Below are 14,263 nucleotides of genomic sequence, written 5' to 3' on the forward strand. Positions count from 1 at the left end.
TGCTGGCGAAGCGCTCTTGAGGACGCCATCGCCAGCAAGCCGGCTCCTACAAAAGCGGGTTCACTGCCCGTTTTTGACCTTGCTCCAGATCCGCGTGCGCACGCGTTCGGTAGCCGGCGGCAGCGGCTGGAGGGTGAATAACGTGGCCAAGGCTTGCGCGGACGGGTACACCGCCGGGTTATTGCGAGTCGCTTCGGCCACCAGCGACGTGGCGCTACGGTTGCCGTTGGGGTAGTTGAGGTGATCACTGACCGGGGCAATCACTTCAGGGCGCATCAGGTAGTCGATGAAGGCCAGACCCTGCTGCGGGTGCGGTGCGTCCTTGAGCAACACGAGGGTGTCGAACCACACCGGCGCGCCTTCCTTCGGCAGGTAGTAGGCGATCTTCACGCCGTTGTTGGCCTGCTCGGCGTTGGTCTTGGCTTCCAGCATCGCGCCGGACCAACCCACCGCGACGCAGATGTTGCCGTTGGCCAGGTCGCTGATGAATTTCGACGAGTTGAAATAGGCGATGTGCGGACGCAGTTTGAGCAGCAGCGCTTCGGCCTTCTTGTAGTCCTCGGGATTGGTACTGTTGGGCGGCAGGCCGAGGTAGTGCAGGGCGACCGGCAGCATCTCCGACGGCGAGTCAAGCATGGCCACGCCGCACTGGCCGAGCTTGGCCAGGTTGGCTTCGTTGAACACCAGCTCCCAGGAGTCCACCGGTGCCTTGTCGCCCAGCGCGGCGCGGACTTTATCGACGTTGTAGCCAATGCCGTTGGTGCCCCACAGGTACGGCACGGCGTACTGATTGCCCGGATCGTTGTTGGCCAGTTTCGCCAGCAGGTCAGCATCCATGTTTTTGAAGTCAGGCATCTGCGCGTGGGGCAATGGTGCCAGGGCGCCGGCCTTGATCAGGGTCGGCAGGCTGAAGTTGCTGGCCACCACCACGTCGTAACCGCTGCGGCTGGTGAGCAGTTTGCCTTCCAGCACTTCGGCGCTGTCGAAAGTGTCGTAAACCGGCTCGATCCCGGTGTCGCGCTTGAAGTCGTGCAGGGTGTTGGGTCCGATGTAGTCGTACCAGTTGTAAACGTGAACCGTCGGGCTTTCGGCAGCCAACGCCGACAGCGAAACGCACAAACAGGCGCTCAACCCGAGATTGATCTGTTGAAGGCGACGACTCATGATGCGGCACTCCTGGCCTGCTGCAGGCCGGTGATGAACAGGTGCTTGCAGCGTATCGGCAGGCCGGGGACTCACCCATTCCCATCATGGGTTACTCGAAAGGGGTAGAGCGTGGACGCGTTGCTGAAAGAGTTGCCGGTGCACCAGGGCCTGGCGCGGGTGTTTGGCGCGTTGGGCCGGGACAGTTTCTGGCGCGCACTGGTCGACACGCTGCGGTTGCTGGTGCCGCTGGACAACGCATTGGTTGCGGTGTTGCGGCCGGGGCGAGTGCCGCGCCTGCTGATCGATTTCGACGCCAAGGGCAGCGCCGACGAGCATGAGGAACTGGCCGGTTACAGCGCCGGCATGTACCTGCTCGATCCGTTTTATCAGGCCGCGTGTGCAGGCATTGCCGATGGCTTGCACAGCCTAGAGTCGCTGGCGCCAGACCAGTTTCAGCAAAGCGAGTACTACCTGAGTTACTTCCGCTCGGTGGTGGGCGACGACGAGTTGCAGTTCATGATCAACGTCGAAGATTCCGTGCTCGGTTTGTCACTCGGCCGTTCGACGCGTTTTACCCTGGAAGAGCAGGGCCGTCTGCTTTGTGTGCGTGACTGGGTGCTGGCGGCGATGCGCCGTCACCTGCAATTGATGCCGCCAGAAGGCCCGGTTGCCGAAGCCGTGGCCGGGGATCTGGCGACGTTGCTGGATCGCTTCGATGCGCGTTTGACGGTGCGCGAAATCGAAACGGCGCGCCTGATTCTTCAGGGCTTTTCAAGCAAGGCGATTGCCCAGCAATTGGGGATCTCGCCGGAAACGGTGAAAGTGCATCGGCGCAACGTCTATCACAAGCTCAACGTGAACGGGCATGGAGAGTTGTTTGCGTTGGTGTTGCAGCCGCGTTGACTGGCCAATCAAAGAGATTTGTTGCCTGTCAGGCCCCCATCGCGAGCAGGTCGAATCGTCGCACCGTCACTCCCACATTTGACCGCATTCCAATGTGGGAGTGAGCCTGCTCGCGATGGAAGCAACTCGGTGTTACTGCCGAAACACCAACGCCTTCAACCCGCACTCGACATCCGCATCCGGAAACTCCGGCGGATTCTCCAGCCGTTGCTCGAACCGCAGGCTCGGTGCCTCGCGCATGACGCCATCAATCAGGAAATCCGCGCCAAACGCCGGGTCGTTCATGCAGGCCAGCACCGTGCCCTGTGGCGTGAGCAACTCCGGCAACCGACGCAACACGCGCTGGTAATCCTTGGTCAGCAGAAAACTGCCTTTCTGGAAGGACGGCGGATCGATGATCACCAGGTCATAAGGGCCTTTACCGATCACTTTGCCCCAGGACTTGAACAGGTCGTGGCCGAGGAAACTCACCTTGCTCATGTCGTGGCCGTTGAGCCGGTGATTGTCGCGACCACGGTTCAGGGCCGGGCTGGACATGTCCAGGTTGACCACATGTTCGGCACCGCCCTCGATGGCCGCCACGGAAAAACCGCAGGTGTAGGCAAACAGGTTCAACACGCGCTTGCCCTCGGCATTGGCGCGCACCCAATCGCGGCCGTAACGCATGTCGAGGAACAGCCCGGTGTTCTGCTTGCGCCCAAGGTCCACGCGATAACGCAGGCCGCCTTCGGTGATGGTCATGTCATCGATGACTTCCCCGACCAGCCATTCGGTGGTGCTTTGCAGCAGGTAGCGATGTTGCAGCGCCAACGTATGCGCGCCGGATGTCGCCCACGCCGGCGATTGAGTGAGCGCCATCAACCCCTGTTTCAGCGCTTCCAGCTGCGCCGCTTCCGGTTCCTTGAACAATGACACGAGCACCACGCCTTGCAGCCAGTCGACGGTCAATTGCTCCAGCCCCGGCCAGCACCGTCCGCGACCGTGGAACAGTCGGCGGGTTTCTGCGGGTGCCGCGGCCAGGGCGGTCAGCAGATGGTCGTGGAGGGTGGTGAGCGCGTCTGAGTTCATCGGGCGGTGTCGGTCATTTGAGGGGGCGGCATTTTAACCACAAATGCACTCCTTGGGCTGACAACCCAATTCCCTGTAGGAGCAGGGGCCTGAGTTATCACGGTTAATTTAACTTTACGTGAGGATTTGGCGATCTGTCGGCTCCCATACTCGGCTCCAACGAATAACAACAACCGCCGGGAGCCGATCATGTCGCCGATTCCTGCTTCATCCCATCCGCGCTGGCTGCGCCTGACCCATTGGCTGAACGCCCTGGCGGTGCTGGTCATGGTCACCAGCGGTTGGCGCATCTACAACGCATCGCCGCTTTACGACTTCAGTTTCCCGAAAGGCATCACGCTGGGCGGCTGGCTCGGCGGGGCGTTGCAATGGCATTTCGCGGCGATGTGGTTCCTCGCCATCAATGGCCTTGTCTACCTGATCATCAACCTCGTCAGCGGTCGTCTTTCTCGACGCTTTTTCCCGGTGTCGCCCAAAGGTGTTCTGCAGGACCTGTGGGCCGCATTGCGCGGGCGGCTGGGGCATGCCGAGCTGAGTCATTACAACCAGGTGCAGCGGCTGGCTTACCTGTTCGTGATGCTCGATATCACGCTGTTGGTGGTCTCCGGGCTGGTGTTGTGGAAGTCAGTCCAGTTTCCGCTGTTGCGTGAATTACTCGGCGGTTACGAAGCCGCGCGGCATGTGCATTTCATCGCGATGGCGCTGTTGGTGGCGTTTGTCGCGGTGCATCTGGTGATGGTCGCACTCGTTCCCAAAACGCTGCTGGCCATGATTATCGGTCGCAAGGAGCCCGTATGAAAAAGCCCATCGCAGGCCTAGATGAGTCATCCATCCTCAAAGACGCCCGGAAAATCATTGCGCCACAGATCGAAGACCGCTCGCGCCGTTCGTTCCTGATGCGTGGGCTGACCCTCGGCGGCGTGGCCATGTTGTCGGGCTGCAACCTGACCGACAACGAAAGCGTCGAGACCGCGTTGTCATCCATGTCGCGGTTCAACGATCGGGTGCAGGGCTGGCTGTTCAATCCCGATGCACTGGCACCGACCTATCCGGCGTCGATGATCACCCGGCCGTTTCCCTTTAACGCTTTCTATGGCATCGACGAGGCACCCATCGTTGAGGAAGAAAGCTATCGACTGGAAGTCACCGGCCTGGTCGCCGACAAGCGCAGCTGGCGCCTCGAAGAGCTGCGCGCGATGGCGCAGAACGAGCAGATCACCCGGCATATCTGCGTCGAAGGCTGGAGCGCGATCGGGCGCTGGGGCGGCGTGCGGTTCAGCGATTTCCTCAAGCGGGTCGGAGCCGACACCGATGCCAAATATGTCGGTTTCAAATGCGCCGACGATTACTACACCAGCATCGACATGGCCACCGCGCTGCACTCACAGACGTTGCTGGCGCTGACCTATGACGGCGCGGTGCTGCCGCGCGAATACGGCTTTCCGATGAAGCTGCGCATGCCCACCAAGCTCGGCTACAAAAACCCCAAACATATTCAGGCGATTTTCGTCAGCAACACCTACAGCGGTGGCTACTGGGAAGACCAGGGCTACAACTGGTTCGGTGGCAGCTGACGGCACCCGCCAACTTCACAGCGCGGCTCACGCTGCGTTCAATCGCAACCTGTGCTTCAAGGAGTTTCATCATGAAAAAGTTGACCACCGTCGTATTGTCCATGTGCCTCGCCGTAGGCGCCGCCAGCGTGTTTGCCGCCGAGACGACAACCAGTGATGGCATGAGCAAGGACAGCATGAGCAAAGATTCGATGTCCAAGGACGCCATGAAAAAAGACTCGATGATGAAAAAGGATTCCATGTCCAAGGACGCGATGAAAAAGGATTCCATGTCCAAGGACGCGATGAAAAAAGATGCCATGTCCAAGGACGGGATGAAAAAAGACGAGATGTCCAAGGACGCCATGAAAAAGGACAACATGTCGCAGTAAGCCAAAACAACCCGATCCCCTGTAGGAGCGAGCCTGCTCGCGAAGGCGTCAGGTCAGTCAACAGTGATGTTGAATTTTAAGCCGTCTTCGCGAGCAGGCTCGCTCCTACAGGTTTTTGCATTCCAGAAAGGCGCCGATCTGATTTTGCAGGACGCCTGATTTCGTCGACTCCCTGTATCAAAAATGAATTTCCGCCGAGTCCGCTGCTCATACCTGTAGGCAGCGGATTTGAGCCCGCGAATTCATTCGGTAATCAGGGAGTGGCAAAGTCATGTGTCCAGTATCGACGGCGGGCGGGAACCTTCCAGGCGGGTTGATTCTTGTGGTTGAAGATGACCCGCTGATCCTGGAGTTTCTCTGCGAAGTTCTTCAGGAGGAGGGTTTCACCGTCGAACCTCAGATCAGTGCGGATGCTGCGGCGGGCTACCTGGAGCAGCACGCAGACAAGGTGGTGTTGCTGCTGACGGACATCACCATGCCCGGAAAACTCAACGGTGCCGATCTGGCCAATCAGTTCGGCGACCGCTGGCCGGGCAAGCCGATCATGATCATGTCCGGCTTCGAAACGCCGCAGACTTCCGGCGTGCGGCATGAGGTGTCGTTCATCAAGAAACCCTGGGCGCTGGGGCAGTTGCTCGATTGCGTGGAAGGTGCGTTGAAGTCGAAGACGGTTGGCTGAAACAACACGCGGCGGACAAGCCAATGCTACATTGCTCGGCAAAACTCGCCCGGCTCTTGCAAAAGGACGCTCATCCTTGTCAGCTCAACCATCGGTTTTCAACAAGCCTTATCGCGCTTTTCTGTTCGATATGGACGGCACCGTCCTCAATTCCATCGCCGCCGCCGAGCGCATCTGGACCGTCTGGGCCTTGCGCCATGGCGTGGATGTGGAGTCTTTTCTGCCGACCATTCACGGCGTCCGGGCCATCGACACCATCAACCGTCAGGCATTGCCGGGCGTCGATGCCGAGGCTGAAGCAGCGTGGATTACCCAAGCGGAAATCGATGATGTCGAGGGAATTGTCGAGGTGCGCAGAGCGGCGGGCTTCCTGACGTCGCTGCCAGCCAGCCAGTGGGCCATCGTGACCTCTGCGCCCAAAGCGCTCGCGCTGCGAAGGATGGCGGCGGCGGGGATTCCCGAGCCTGCGGTGATGGTCACGGCGGAAGACGTCAGCGCCGGCAAACCCGATCCGGCGGGTTATCGATTGGCGGCCAGGCGCTTAGGAGTCGAAGTGACTGATTGCCTGATTTTCGAAGATGCCACGGTCGGCATTCTCGCCGCGCAAGCCGCTGGGGCAGACCTTATGATCATTACCTCGACTCACGACCATCCGATCGAAACGCCGCATGCGACGATGGTCGATTATGACTCGGTCACCGTCCAGGTTGACCCCGACGGCCATCTCCGCCTGCTTCCTTTGTAACAACACCTCCCCTGTAGGAGCCGGCTTGCTGGCGATGGTCTATCCGCCACATCGATGTCGACTGACACACCATCGCCAGCAAGCTGGCTCCTACAGGAACGATGTCGTTAATAGAGGCCGGGAATCAACCGCCAGCTACGGCTGCAATACGCCTCATATTCACTGCCAAACTGCGCCCGCAGCAGCGCCTCTTCCGCGTGGATGCGGGCAATCAGCGGGATCACCGTCAACGCTGCCAGCAACAGGCCAACGCCCGAACGAAACGCCAGCGCCCAACCCACCGCAATCACCAACATCCCCAAATAGCTGGGGTTACGCAAACGGCGATAAATCCCCTCTGTCACAAGGCTATGCCCCGGCTGAATCGCCACCAGTCCGCTGAAACGCTTGCCCAACACAAACACCGGCCACATGCGCAACGCACCGCCGATGATGAACACCAACGCCCCGAGCCAACGCACGCCTTCACCGCCGAAGGTCCAGAAGTCGATCCGGTCGGTGTAGGCGGGTAGAAAACCGCTCGCTATCCCGATCACCCCGAAGGCCGGCAGCACCCAGCGATTGGCCCGGTCTTCACGTTCGCCGGAGCTGAGGTTGACCTCGGTGAACAGCACTGCGACCGTCATCAGCAGCGTCGCCAACACAACCACCAGCAGCGCCCCGTGAGAAAAAAAAGCGGCCCACCCGCCGAGCCCCCATACGGCGAGCCCGAGGTAGGCGAGGGTGCTGACAATGGCGAAAAACGCCAGTCTGGCCGAGATCTTCATAGTCACCCCGCACATTGAACGAATACACCATTCATTGTAGGAGCCGGCTTGCTGGCGATGGCGTTCTTAAAATCACCACCTGCCTCAAAGGCCAATCGCCAGCAAGCCGGCTCCTACAAATGGTGCATATAACGGAGGACACGGGGATTGTCCCGGACCCTGTAGGAGCCGGCTTGCCGGCGATGGCATTTTCAAAATTACCACCTGCCTCAAGAGCCAATCGCCAGCAAGCTGGCTCCTACAAATGGTGCATATGACGGAGGACACGGGGATTGTCCCGGACCCTGTAGGAGCCGGCTTGCTGGCGATGGCATTTTCAAAATCACCATCTGCCTCAAGGGCCAATCGCCAGCAAGCCGACTCCTACAGAACCTCGGCTCGGGCGTTGCGGCGAATTACTTGCGGCGGTTGGCCGAAGGCTCTGAGGAAGGCTTCACGCATGCGCCGGCGGTCGCTAAAACCGGTTTCGGTGGCGATCTGATCGAGGGTCAACCGTCCGCGTTCCAGCATCTGTCGAGCGGCTTCCAGGCGCAGGTTTTCGATGGCTTTGGCTGGCGACTGCCCGGTTTCGGCGCGAAACGCCCGGCTGAACTGGCGCGGACTGAGGCTCGCCACGTCCGCCAGGTGTTCCACCGACAACGCTTCGGCAAGGTGTTCGCGGGCATAACCGAGTACGGTCTGGATGCGGTCGGATTTCGGCTCCAGTTCCAGCAGCGCCGAGTGCTGGGACTGGCCGCCCGCGCGCCGGTGGTACATCACCAGTTTCTGCGCCACGGCGCGGGCGAGTTCGGCGCCGTGATCCTTTTCAACCATGGCCAGCGCCAGGTCGATACCGGCGGTCATCCCGGCGGACGTCCAGATCGAACCGTCGACCACGTAGATGCGATCCTCTTCCACTTTGATCGACGGAAACCGCGCCTGCAGTTCCCGTGCGTACGCCCAATGCGTGGTCGCCCGCCGTCCTTCAAGCAAACCCGCCTGGGCCAACACGAAGGCACCGGAACAGATCGACGCCGTGCGCCGTGCGGTCTTGATGCTGCCGCGCAGGTAATTCAATACCCCCTCGGGCGCCTGCTCGAGAATGGCATCGCCGCCGACCACGATCACCGTGTCGAACACCCGTTCACCAAACGCTTCGGTGCCAACGCTCAAACCACCGGAGGCGCGCAGGGGGCGGCCGTCTTCGGACACCACACTCACCGTATAAAGCGTCTCGCCAGCGCTGAAGTTGGCGTATTCGAACACCGGCATCGCCGCCAGCGCCATGGACTGGAAGCCTTCAAACACCACAAACGCTACGGAAGTCATTGCCGGCTCCTCAAAAGGATATGTCCTGAAAACGTACTTTAAACGTCATTTGAGACAAGTGTCAGTCAATTTATAACTGTTCACACCCGGCGAACACCTCGCCTCACTGTGAAGGAAACTGAACATGGCTCTCTCGTCCAAAGGCACCGCCCTGATCACAGGCGCTTCTTCCGGCATCGGCGCGGTCTACGCCGACCGTCTCGCCCGTCAGGGGTATGACTTGATTCTGGTCGCCCGCAGCCAGGCCAAACTGAACGCCTTGGCCAATCACCTGAGCAACGAAACCGGGCGCGCCGTGGAGGTGGTCGCCGCCGACCTGAAAAACCGGGCCGATCTGCGCCGGGTTGAAGGCATTCTGCGTAACGACGCCAGCATTACATTGCTGGTCAACAACGCCGGGGTCGGCGCCGTGATGCCGCTGCTGGGCAGCCCGGTGGATGACATGGAAGACATGATCACCCTCAACGTCACCGCGCTGATGCGCCTGGCCTACGCGGTTGTGCCAGGCTTCGTCGCCCGTGGCACTGGAACCGTGATCAACATCTCCTCGATCGTCGCAATTGCGCCGGAAATCCTCAACGGCGTGTACGGCGGGACCAAGGCATTTGTGTTGGGCCTGAGCCAATCGCTGCACCACGAATTGGCGGATAAAGGCATCCGTATTCAGGCCGTGCTGCCCGGCGCCACTGCGACTGACTTCTGGAGCGAGGCCGGCAACCCGGTGGAAAACCTGCCGCAGGAGATCGTGATGTCCGCTGAGGACATGGTCGACGCCGCATTGGTGGGGCTTGCGAGCGGGGAAGTGGTGACCATTCCGGGCCTGCACGATGGCGAGCAGTGGGATCGTTACGAAGCCCAGCGCAAAACCTTGTCGGGCTTGTTCGGCAACTCCACGGCGGCACCGCGTTATCGTTGAAACAGCAAGCTCGGGCCAGGGTGATCTAAGCTTGGATAAGGACCGTGCAACACCGGTTGGTTGAAGAACTCGACCCGTCGGTGTGCGCCCGAGGAACCCAACATGCTTCACATCAGAACACCCCTGATCCTGCACCCGGGTTTGTCGACCCCCACTCGGCGGATCTGGCTCAAGCTGGAAAACCTGCAACCCAGCGGCTCGTTCAAACTGCGCGGCATGGGGCTGTTGTGCAGCCAGGCAAAGGCCGAGGGCAAGCGCAAGGTGGTCTGTCCTTCCGGTGGCAACGCCGGTTTCGCCACCGCTGTGGCGGCGGCCAGCCTGGGGTTGCAAGCCTGCATCGTGGTGCCACACACCACCCCGGAAAGCACGCGCGCGAGGATTCGCAAAACCGGTGCCGAAGTGATCGTTCACGGCAAGGTCTGGGACGACGCCAATCAGCGGGCGAAGGAACTTTCTAAAGGGGCAGACACCGAATACGTGCCGGCCTTCGATCATCCGGTGTTGTGGGAAGGGCACAGCACGATGATCGATGAGATTCTCGAGGACTGCCCTCAAGTCGATACGCTGGTGACGTCGGTGGGGGGCGGTGGTTTGCTGGCAGGTATTCTTACGGGATTGATTCGGCATGGCCGTATGGATTGCCGCATCATCGCCTGCGAAACCATGGGTGCGGCGTCTTTTTCGGCCGCGATCAAGGCCGGGCATCCGGTCAGGCTTTCGCGCATCGACACCGTTGCCACCTCGCTCGGCGCGGCTCAAGTGGCCGCCTGGCCGGTGCAACACATCCTCGATTTTCCTCACCAATGCGTGGTGCTCGGCGATGACGAAGCGATCATGGGCGTGGTGCGTTACGCCAACGATTTGCGCCAGCTGGTTGAACCGGCGTGCGGTGTTTCGTTGGCAATCGGCTATCTGGACCACCCGGCAATTGCCGATGCCCATGACGTGGTGATCGTGGTGTGCGGTGGCGTCAGCATCAACGCACAACTCGTTGCCGGATGGGCGCGTTCATCCGCTGAAAGCGCAAAGTAGCCGGCAAGCGAAGCAGGGCCGTAAACGCCTGGTCAGGTGTCACAAGCCCCACCGCGAATGTTTCAGCCTTCATTGCCCGGCAGCGGCACCGTCCTGGATCAGAATCGCTCTGGCCAGGTCTTCATCGCTGGCGTTCAGTCCGGGATTGTCCTGGCGGATCTGCTGCATGACCGACTCCAGATACACCCCACGAATCGCACCGCCACTGGCCACGAAGCTGGAGGCATCATCCCGGGCGGGAATCATGAGTTTGTCGTCCTTGAACGTCGAGTACAGCGAAGCGGAAACCCCGGCCGAGGTGGCCACATCGCCCGCATCCACATCCGCGAAAGCCGAGCCGAAGGGTACGCACAACACAAGGGAAGAAATGATGATCAGACGGCGCATGACGGTGTCCTCTGAAAGCGTAATGGAAGTACCACATAATTTAGGATGCGCGGCGGCCGTCAGGAGTTCCTTGCCGCACACACAAACACTTCAATGCGCGGGTTTGGATCCGCTCCGCTGTTGGCATCGGCATGGATTGACCTGTTGTTTCTGTCAGTAGTCGCCGTTTGCGTCGCATGGTATTCAACCTGAATGAACAGCCTTGACGTGGACACCCACACTCCCGATCTCGCGGTCATTGACCCGCGACGTCTGGCGGTGCGCGCGGTGGCTTATTGCCGTTCTGCGGTAGGGCAACCGGCGCAGCCGCAGATCACCCGGCAGGTGTTTGATCCGTTGGGGCGGGAAGTGGCGCGTGTGGATCCGCGATTGGGGGCTGCGGGGCGTGGACCGAATCGAAGTTCCCTCCGTGGGTTGTCCGGCACCGAGTTACTGAGCGTCAGCGTCGATTCAGGTTGGACCCTGTTGCTGCACGGCCCGGCGGGGCAAATGCTGCAACGCTGGGACAGTCGCAGCACCGGGCAACGGGCCTATGACCAACAATTGCGCCCTATCGCGGTGACCGAGCAACTTGAGGACGACGTACCACGGGTGGTCGAACGTTTTCAATACGGCGGTCCCAGCGGCAGTCCCAAAAATCAATGCGGACAACTGATCCGCCACGACGACCCGAGCACCACCCGGTACATGCCCGACTACAACCTGCGCGGCCTGCCGTTGCTGGAAAGCAGCCACTTTCTGGCGTCGCTCGATCCCGTGCACTGGCCGCTGGAAATTGAAGCGCGCAATGCCTTACTCGAACCCACATCCGGCTTCGACAGTCGTTGGACCTACGACGCCTTGGGCGAGGTCGCGACGCAAACCGATGCCATGCTCAACCGCCGACGGTTCAGCCGCACCTGCGCCGGGCAATTGCGCGCGGTTTCCTTGCAGCGTCAGGGCGAGGCCGAGGTGACGCTGGTCAGCGAGATCCGCTACAACGCTGGCCGGCTGGTCGAGCAGGAAACGGCGGGCAACGGCGTGGTCACCCGTGCCGAATTCCGCCCGGAAGACGCGCGGCTGGTGGACTTGAGTTCCGGCCTGCCCAATCAACCGCCGCTGCAAAAGCTGCATTACACCTACGATCCGGTCGGCAATCCGGTGCGGATCGATGACCAGGCCAAAACCACCACCTACTTCAAAAACCAACGCGTCGACCCTGTCAGCACCTACGCCTACGACAGTCTGTACCGGTTGATTTGCGCCACTGGCCGCGAGGTCTACCGCGCCGCCAACGACCCGAACGCGCTGGTGAACTACCGCGAAGAATACGATTACGACGCTGGCGGTAACCCCCTGGAATTGCGGCACCTTGGCGCGCAACCGTTCACCCGGCGTTGGGCCGTGGATGTGAGCAGCAACCGTCGCGTGATCCAGCACGACGGTGATCCACCGCCGGATTTCACCCGTGAGTTCGACGGCAACGGCAATCAGCTGCACCTGCTGCGCGGGCAAACGCTACGCTGGGATGCGCGCAATCAACTGGCGATGGTGTCCCCGGTGGTGCGCAAAGACGTCCCGGATGACCGTGAACTCTATCGCTACGGCGGCGGTGGCAAACGCCTGCGCAAAGTACGCTGCGCACTGACCTCACGCCGCACCTTGATCGCCGACGTCCGCTACCTGCCGGGTCTGGAAATCCACCGCACCGCCGATGGCGCCGAGCGGCATGTGCTGGAGATCGAAGCCGGGCGCAACACGGTGCGGCTGCGGCATTGGGTCGGCTCACCGCCGACCGGGGTGGACAACGATCATTTGAGTTACAGCGTCACCGATCACCTGCGCTCCAGCCAACTGGAGCTGGACGAGCAGGGCGCGGTGATCAGTGAAGAAGGCTATCTGCCGTTTGGTGGCCGGGCGTGGTGGGTGGCGCATCACGCCGCCAAGGCGTCGTATAAAACCAAGGGTTACTCGGGCAAGGGGCGTGACGCCACTGGGTTGTATTACTACGGTTATCGGTATTACGCGCCGTGGCAACACGGCTGGCTCAACCCGGACCCTGCGGGGGAGGTGGACGGGTTGAATCGGTATGGGTTTGTCGGGGATTCGCCGCTGCGGTATTTCGATCGGGATGGGCGGGTCGGGGACGAGGGGCAACCGTTCGATCAGCACACGCGGCGCGGCAACCGACTTTCTGCAGGCGAACCGGATCTCCTTCACCTGATGGAGTTCCTCCCGGGACCGGATCCGGATTTGTTCGCGCCACAAAGCGAACAAACACTATTGCAGCTGATGGAGAGCCTGTCGGAGCCAGATGCGGATGTGTTCTTGCCGCCGCTGTTTCAGCTGATGGAAGGCCTACCTGGTCCGAGGCCCGTAACCCCGTTTTTGTCATTGCCTGCTCAGCCCCTGGATTACACTTCTGCATCAGCCATTCCCGGCCCCAGTCAACCAGCGCATGTCCCGAGTCAGGCCGAACCCCAGCCCTCGACCTCTGCTGCGGCTTATGGGACCGGCATGGAGCAAGTGCGCACTCTTCAAAAATTTTTTTGTGGGCACTGCGGCAAAGGTTTTGCGCGCAAATACGTTTTAAAGGTACATGTGCTAACCCACACCGAAGAAAAGCCGTACCAATGCAAGACTTGCGGACAAAGGTTTACGCAAAGATCTCATTTGACGCCGCACGAACGAACCCACGCCGGAGAAAAGCCGTACGTCTGCGACTTTTGCGGCATCGGTTTTGTGCAAAGCAGTGTTTTGACGCTCCACGAACGAATCCACACCGGAGAAAAGCCGTACGCCTGCGACTTTTGCGGCAAAAGTTTTGCGCAAAGGGGTCCTTTGACGATCCACGAGCGAACCCACACCGGAGAAAAGCCTTATGACTGCTCGATTTGCAACATTCGTTTTGCGGATCTCGGCAATATGCGTCGACATCAGCGACGCTTTCACCCCGGGGGATAGCCGTGCCGGTACGAAAGGGATTTGCCCCAGACTTCCCTCATCACCGCGAAAGCCGCCTCCGATACTCCCTAGGTGAAACCCCCAAATTGCACTGAAACGTAAACCGCATCCGCTCCTCATCCCCAACCCGCCCCCCGGGCAATCTGCTCAATATTGCGCTCTGACTCTTCCAGCAACCGCCGGGCCGCTTCCAGCCTCAGCACTTCAACCGCTTTGGCCGGGGTGCGACCGGTCTTGGGTGTGTAGACCCTGGCAAAGTTTCGCGGGTTCATTTGCACCTGTTGGGCCACTACTTCAACCGTGAGGTTGTCGTGGTTGAGGTTCTGGGCGATCCACTCGTGATAATCCGGAACAATTGAATTGCCGAACAAGCCCGATTCCCTGGAGTATCCCGACGGCGCACGGTGGTAACGTTAGGTTTTCG

14 protein-coding genes and 1 pseudogene are annotated in these 14,263 nt (G+C 60.5%); 9 read left to right on the forward strand and 6 right to left on the reverse strand.

Annotated features, from left to right (window positions below; genetic code table 11):
• Window positions 1-60: 60 nt before the first annotated feature.
• Window positions 61-1,164 (reverse strand): polyamine ABC transporter substrate-binding protein, encoded by a 1,104-nt coding sequence (locus IB245_RS28145; RefSeq protein WP_192496265.1) that lies wholly within the window; start codon window positions 1,162-1,164, stop codon window positions 61-63.
• Between the two features lie 111 nt (window positions 1,165-1,275).
• Between IB245_RS28145 and IB245_RS28150 the strand changes: the two genes are divergently transcribed.
• Window positions 1,276-2,049, forward strand: coding sequence for a helix-turn-helix transcriptional regulator (locus IB245_RS28150; RefSeq protein WP_192496266.1), 774 nt, complete (start codon window positions 1,276-1,278; stop codon window positions 2,047-2,049).
• 132 nt (window positions 2,050-2,181) lie between these two features.
• On the opposite strand, the gene IB245_RS28155 is transcribed toward IB245_RS28150, so the two are convergent.
• Window positions 2,182-3,117, reverse strand: a complete 936-nt coding sequence (locus IB245_RS28155) for a class I SAM-dependent methyltransferase (protein WP_192496267.1) — start codon at window positions 3,115-3,117, stop codon at window positions 2,182-2,184.
• 189 nt (window positions 3,118-3,306) lie between these two features.
• On the opposite strand from IB245_RS28155, the gene IB245_RS28160 reads away from it, so the two are divergent.
• The 5 genes from IB245_RS28160 (at window position 3,307) to IB245_RS28180 (ending at window position 6,486) form a co-directional block, all read left to right on the forward strand.
• Window positions 3,307-3,915 carry a cytochrome b/b6 domain-containing protein gene (locus IB245_RS28160; RefSeq protein WP_192496268.1) on the forward strand — a complete coding sequence of 203 codons (609 nt, stop codon included), beginning with the start codon at window positions 3,307-3,309 and terminating at the stop codon, window positions 3,913-3,915.
• On the forward strand, window positions 3,912-4,691 hold the full coding sequence (locus IB245_RS28165) for a molybdopterin-dependent oxidoreductase (RefSeq protein WP_192496269.1): 780 nt from the start codon (window positions 3,912-3,914) through the stop codon (window positions 4,689-4,691). The genes IB245_RS28160 and IB245_RS28165 overlap by 4 nt, the downstream gene beginning before the upstream one ends.
• Window positions 4,692-4,762: 71 nt before the next feature.
• Window positions 4,763-5,062: a pentapeptide MXKDX repeat protein gene (locus tag IB245_RS28170; protein ID WP_192496270.1), complete on the forward strand. Its 300-nt coding sequence runs from the start codon at window positions 4,763-4,765 to the stop codon at window positions 5,060-5,062.
• A 271-nt stretch (window positions 5,063-5,333) separates the two neighbouring features.
• Window positions 5,334-5,741, forward strand: coding sequence for a response regulator (locus IB245_RS28175; protein WP_192496271.1), 408 nt, complete (start codon window positions 5,334-5,336; stop codon window positions 5,739-5,741).
• Window positions 5,742-5,817: 76 nt separating this feature from the next.
• Window positions 5,818-6,486 (forward strand): HAD-IA family hydrolase, encoded by a 669-nt coding sequence (locus IB245_RS28180; RefSeq protein ID WP_192496272.1) that lies wholly within the window; start codon window positions 5,818-5,820, stop codon window positions 6,484-6,486.
• A gap of 107 nt (window positions 6,487-6,593) precedes the next feature.
• Here IB245_RS28180 and IB245_RS28185 read toward each other — a convergent pair whose 3' ends face one another.
• Together IB245_RS28185 and IB245_RS28190 are read right to left on the reverse strand one after the other, a co-directional pair.
• Window positions 6,594-7,253 carry a methyltransferase family protein gene (locus IB245_RS28185; protein WP_192496286.1) on the reverse strand — a complete coding sequence of 220 codons (660 nt, stop codon included), beginning with the start codon at window positions 7,251-7,253 and terminating at the stop codon, window positions 6,594-6,596.
• A 363-nt stretch (window positions 7,254-7,616) separates the two neighbouring features.
• Window positions 7,617-8,561: a GlxA family transcriptional regulator gene (locus IB245_RS28190; protein WP_192496273.1), complete on the reverse strand. Its 945-nt coding sequence runs from the start codon at window positions 8,559-8,561 to the stop codon at window positions 7,617-7,619.
• Between the two features lie 124 nt (window positions 8,562-8,685).
• Here IB245_RS28190 and IB245_RS28195 point away from each other — a divergent pair, with 124 nt between their 5' ends.
• Together IB245_RS28195 and IB245_RS28200 are read left to right on the forward strand one after the other, a co-directional pair.
• Window positions 8,686-9,477, forward strand: a complete 792-nt coding sequence (locus IB245_RS28195; RefSeq protein WP_192496274.1) for an SDR family NAD(P)-dependent oxidoreductase — start codon at window positions 8,686-8,688, stop codon at window positions 9,475-9,477.
• Between the two features lie 102 nt (window positions 9,478-9,579).
• Window positions 9,580-10,509, forward strand: coding sequence for a pyridoxal-phosphate dependent enzyme (locus tag IB245_RS28200; protein WP_008034623.1), 930 nt, complete (start codon window positions 9,580-9,582; stop codon window positions 10,507-10,509).
• A gap of 69 nt (window positions 10,510-10,578) precedes the next feature.
• Here IB245_RS28200 and IB245_RS28205 read toward each other — a convergent pair whose 3' ends face one another.
• Entirely contained in the window at window positions 10,579-10,896 is a 318-nt protein-coding gene (locus tag IB245_RS28205; RefSeq protein WP_008043507.1) for a DUF2388 domain-containing protein, read from the reverse strand.
• Between the two features lie 192 nt (window positions 10,897-11,088).
• Between IB245_RS28205 and IB245_RS28210 the strand changes: the two genes are divergently transcribed.
• Window positions 11,089-13,839 carry a C2H2-type zinc finger protein gene (locus IB245_RS28210; RefSeq protein ID WP_192496275.1) on the forward strand — a complete coding sequence of 917 codons (2,751 nt, stop codon included), beginning with the start codon at window positions 11,089-11,091 and terminating at the stop codon, window positions 13,837-13,839.
• A 40-nt stretch (window positions 13,840-13,879) separates the two neighbouring features.
• Here the strand turns inward: IB245_RS28210 and IB245_RS28215 are convergent.
• Window positions 13,880-14,186 (reverse strand): annotated as a pseudogene (locus tag IB245_RS28215) (helix-turn-helix domain-containing protein); the annotation flags it as partial.
• Between the last annotated feature and the right edge of the window lie 77 nt (window positions 14,187-14,263).

Source organism: Pseudomonas sp. PDM02, assembly GCF_014852285.1.
GTDB lineage: Bacteria > Pseudomonadota > Gammaproteobacteria > Pseudomonadales > Pseudomonadaceae > Aquipseudomonas > Aquipseudomonas migulae.

What these genes read in the sequence shown, in the direction of transcription:
- IB245_RS28210 (WP_192496275.1), top strand. Translation starts at nt 11,089, where the DNA reads ATGAACAGCCTTGACGTGGACACCCACACTCCCGATCTCGCGGTCATT.
- IB245_RS28155 (WP_192496267.1), bottom strand. Translation starts at nt 3,117, where the DNA reads ATGAACTCAGACGCGCTCACCACCCTCCACGACCATCTGCTGACCGCC.
- IB245_RS28200 (WP_008034623.1), top strand. Translation starts at nt 9,580, where the DNA reads ATGCTTCACATCAGAACACCCCTGATCCTGCACCCGGGTTTGTCGACC.
- IB245_RS28170 (WP_192496270.1), top strand. Translation starts at nt 4,763, where the DNA reads ATGAAAAAGTTGACCACCGTCGTATTGTCCATGTGCCTCGCCGTAGGC.
- IB245_RS28175 (WP_192496271.1), top strand. Translation starts at nt 5,334, where the DNA reads ATGTGTCCAGTATCGACGGCGGGCGGGAACCTTCCAGGCGGGTTGATT.
- IB245_RS28195 (WP_192496274.1), top strand. Translation starts at nt 8,686, where the DNA reads ATGGCTCTCTCGTCCAAAGGCACCGCCCTGATCACAGGCGCTTCTTCC.
- IB245_RS28145 (WP_192496265.1), bottom strand. Translation starts at nt 1,164, where the DNA reads ATGAGTCGTCGCCTTCAACAGATCAATCTCGGGTTGAGCGCCTGTTTG.
- IB245_RS28165 (WP_192496269.1), top strand. Translation starts at nt 3,912, where the DNA reads ATGAAAAAGCCCATCGCAGGCCTAGATGAGTCATCCATCCTCAAAGAC.
- IB245_RS28205 (WP_008043507.1), bottom strand. Translation starts at nt 10,896, where the DNA reads ATGCGCCGTCTGATCATCATTTCTTCCCTTGTGTTGTGCGTACCCTTC.
- IB245_RS28185 (WP_192496286.1), bottom strand. Translation starts at nt 7,253, where the DNA reads ATGAAGATCTCGGCCAGACTGGCGTTTTTCGCCATTGTCAGCACCCTC.
- IB245_RS28190 (WP_192496273.1), bottom strand. Translation starts at nt 8,561, where the DNA reads ATGACTTCCGTAGCGTTTGTGGTGTTTGAAGGCTTCCAGTCCATGGCG.
- IB245_RS28160 (WP_192496268.1), top strand. Translation starts at nt 3,307, where the DNA reads ATGTCGCCGATTCCTGCTTCATCCCATCCGCGCTGGCTGCGCCTGACC.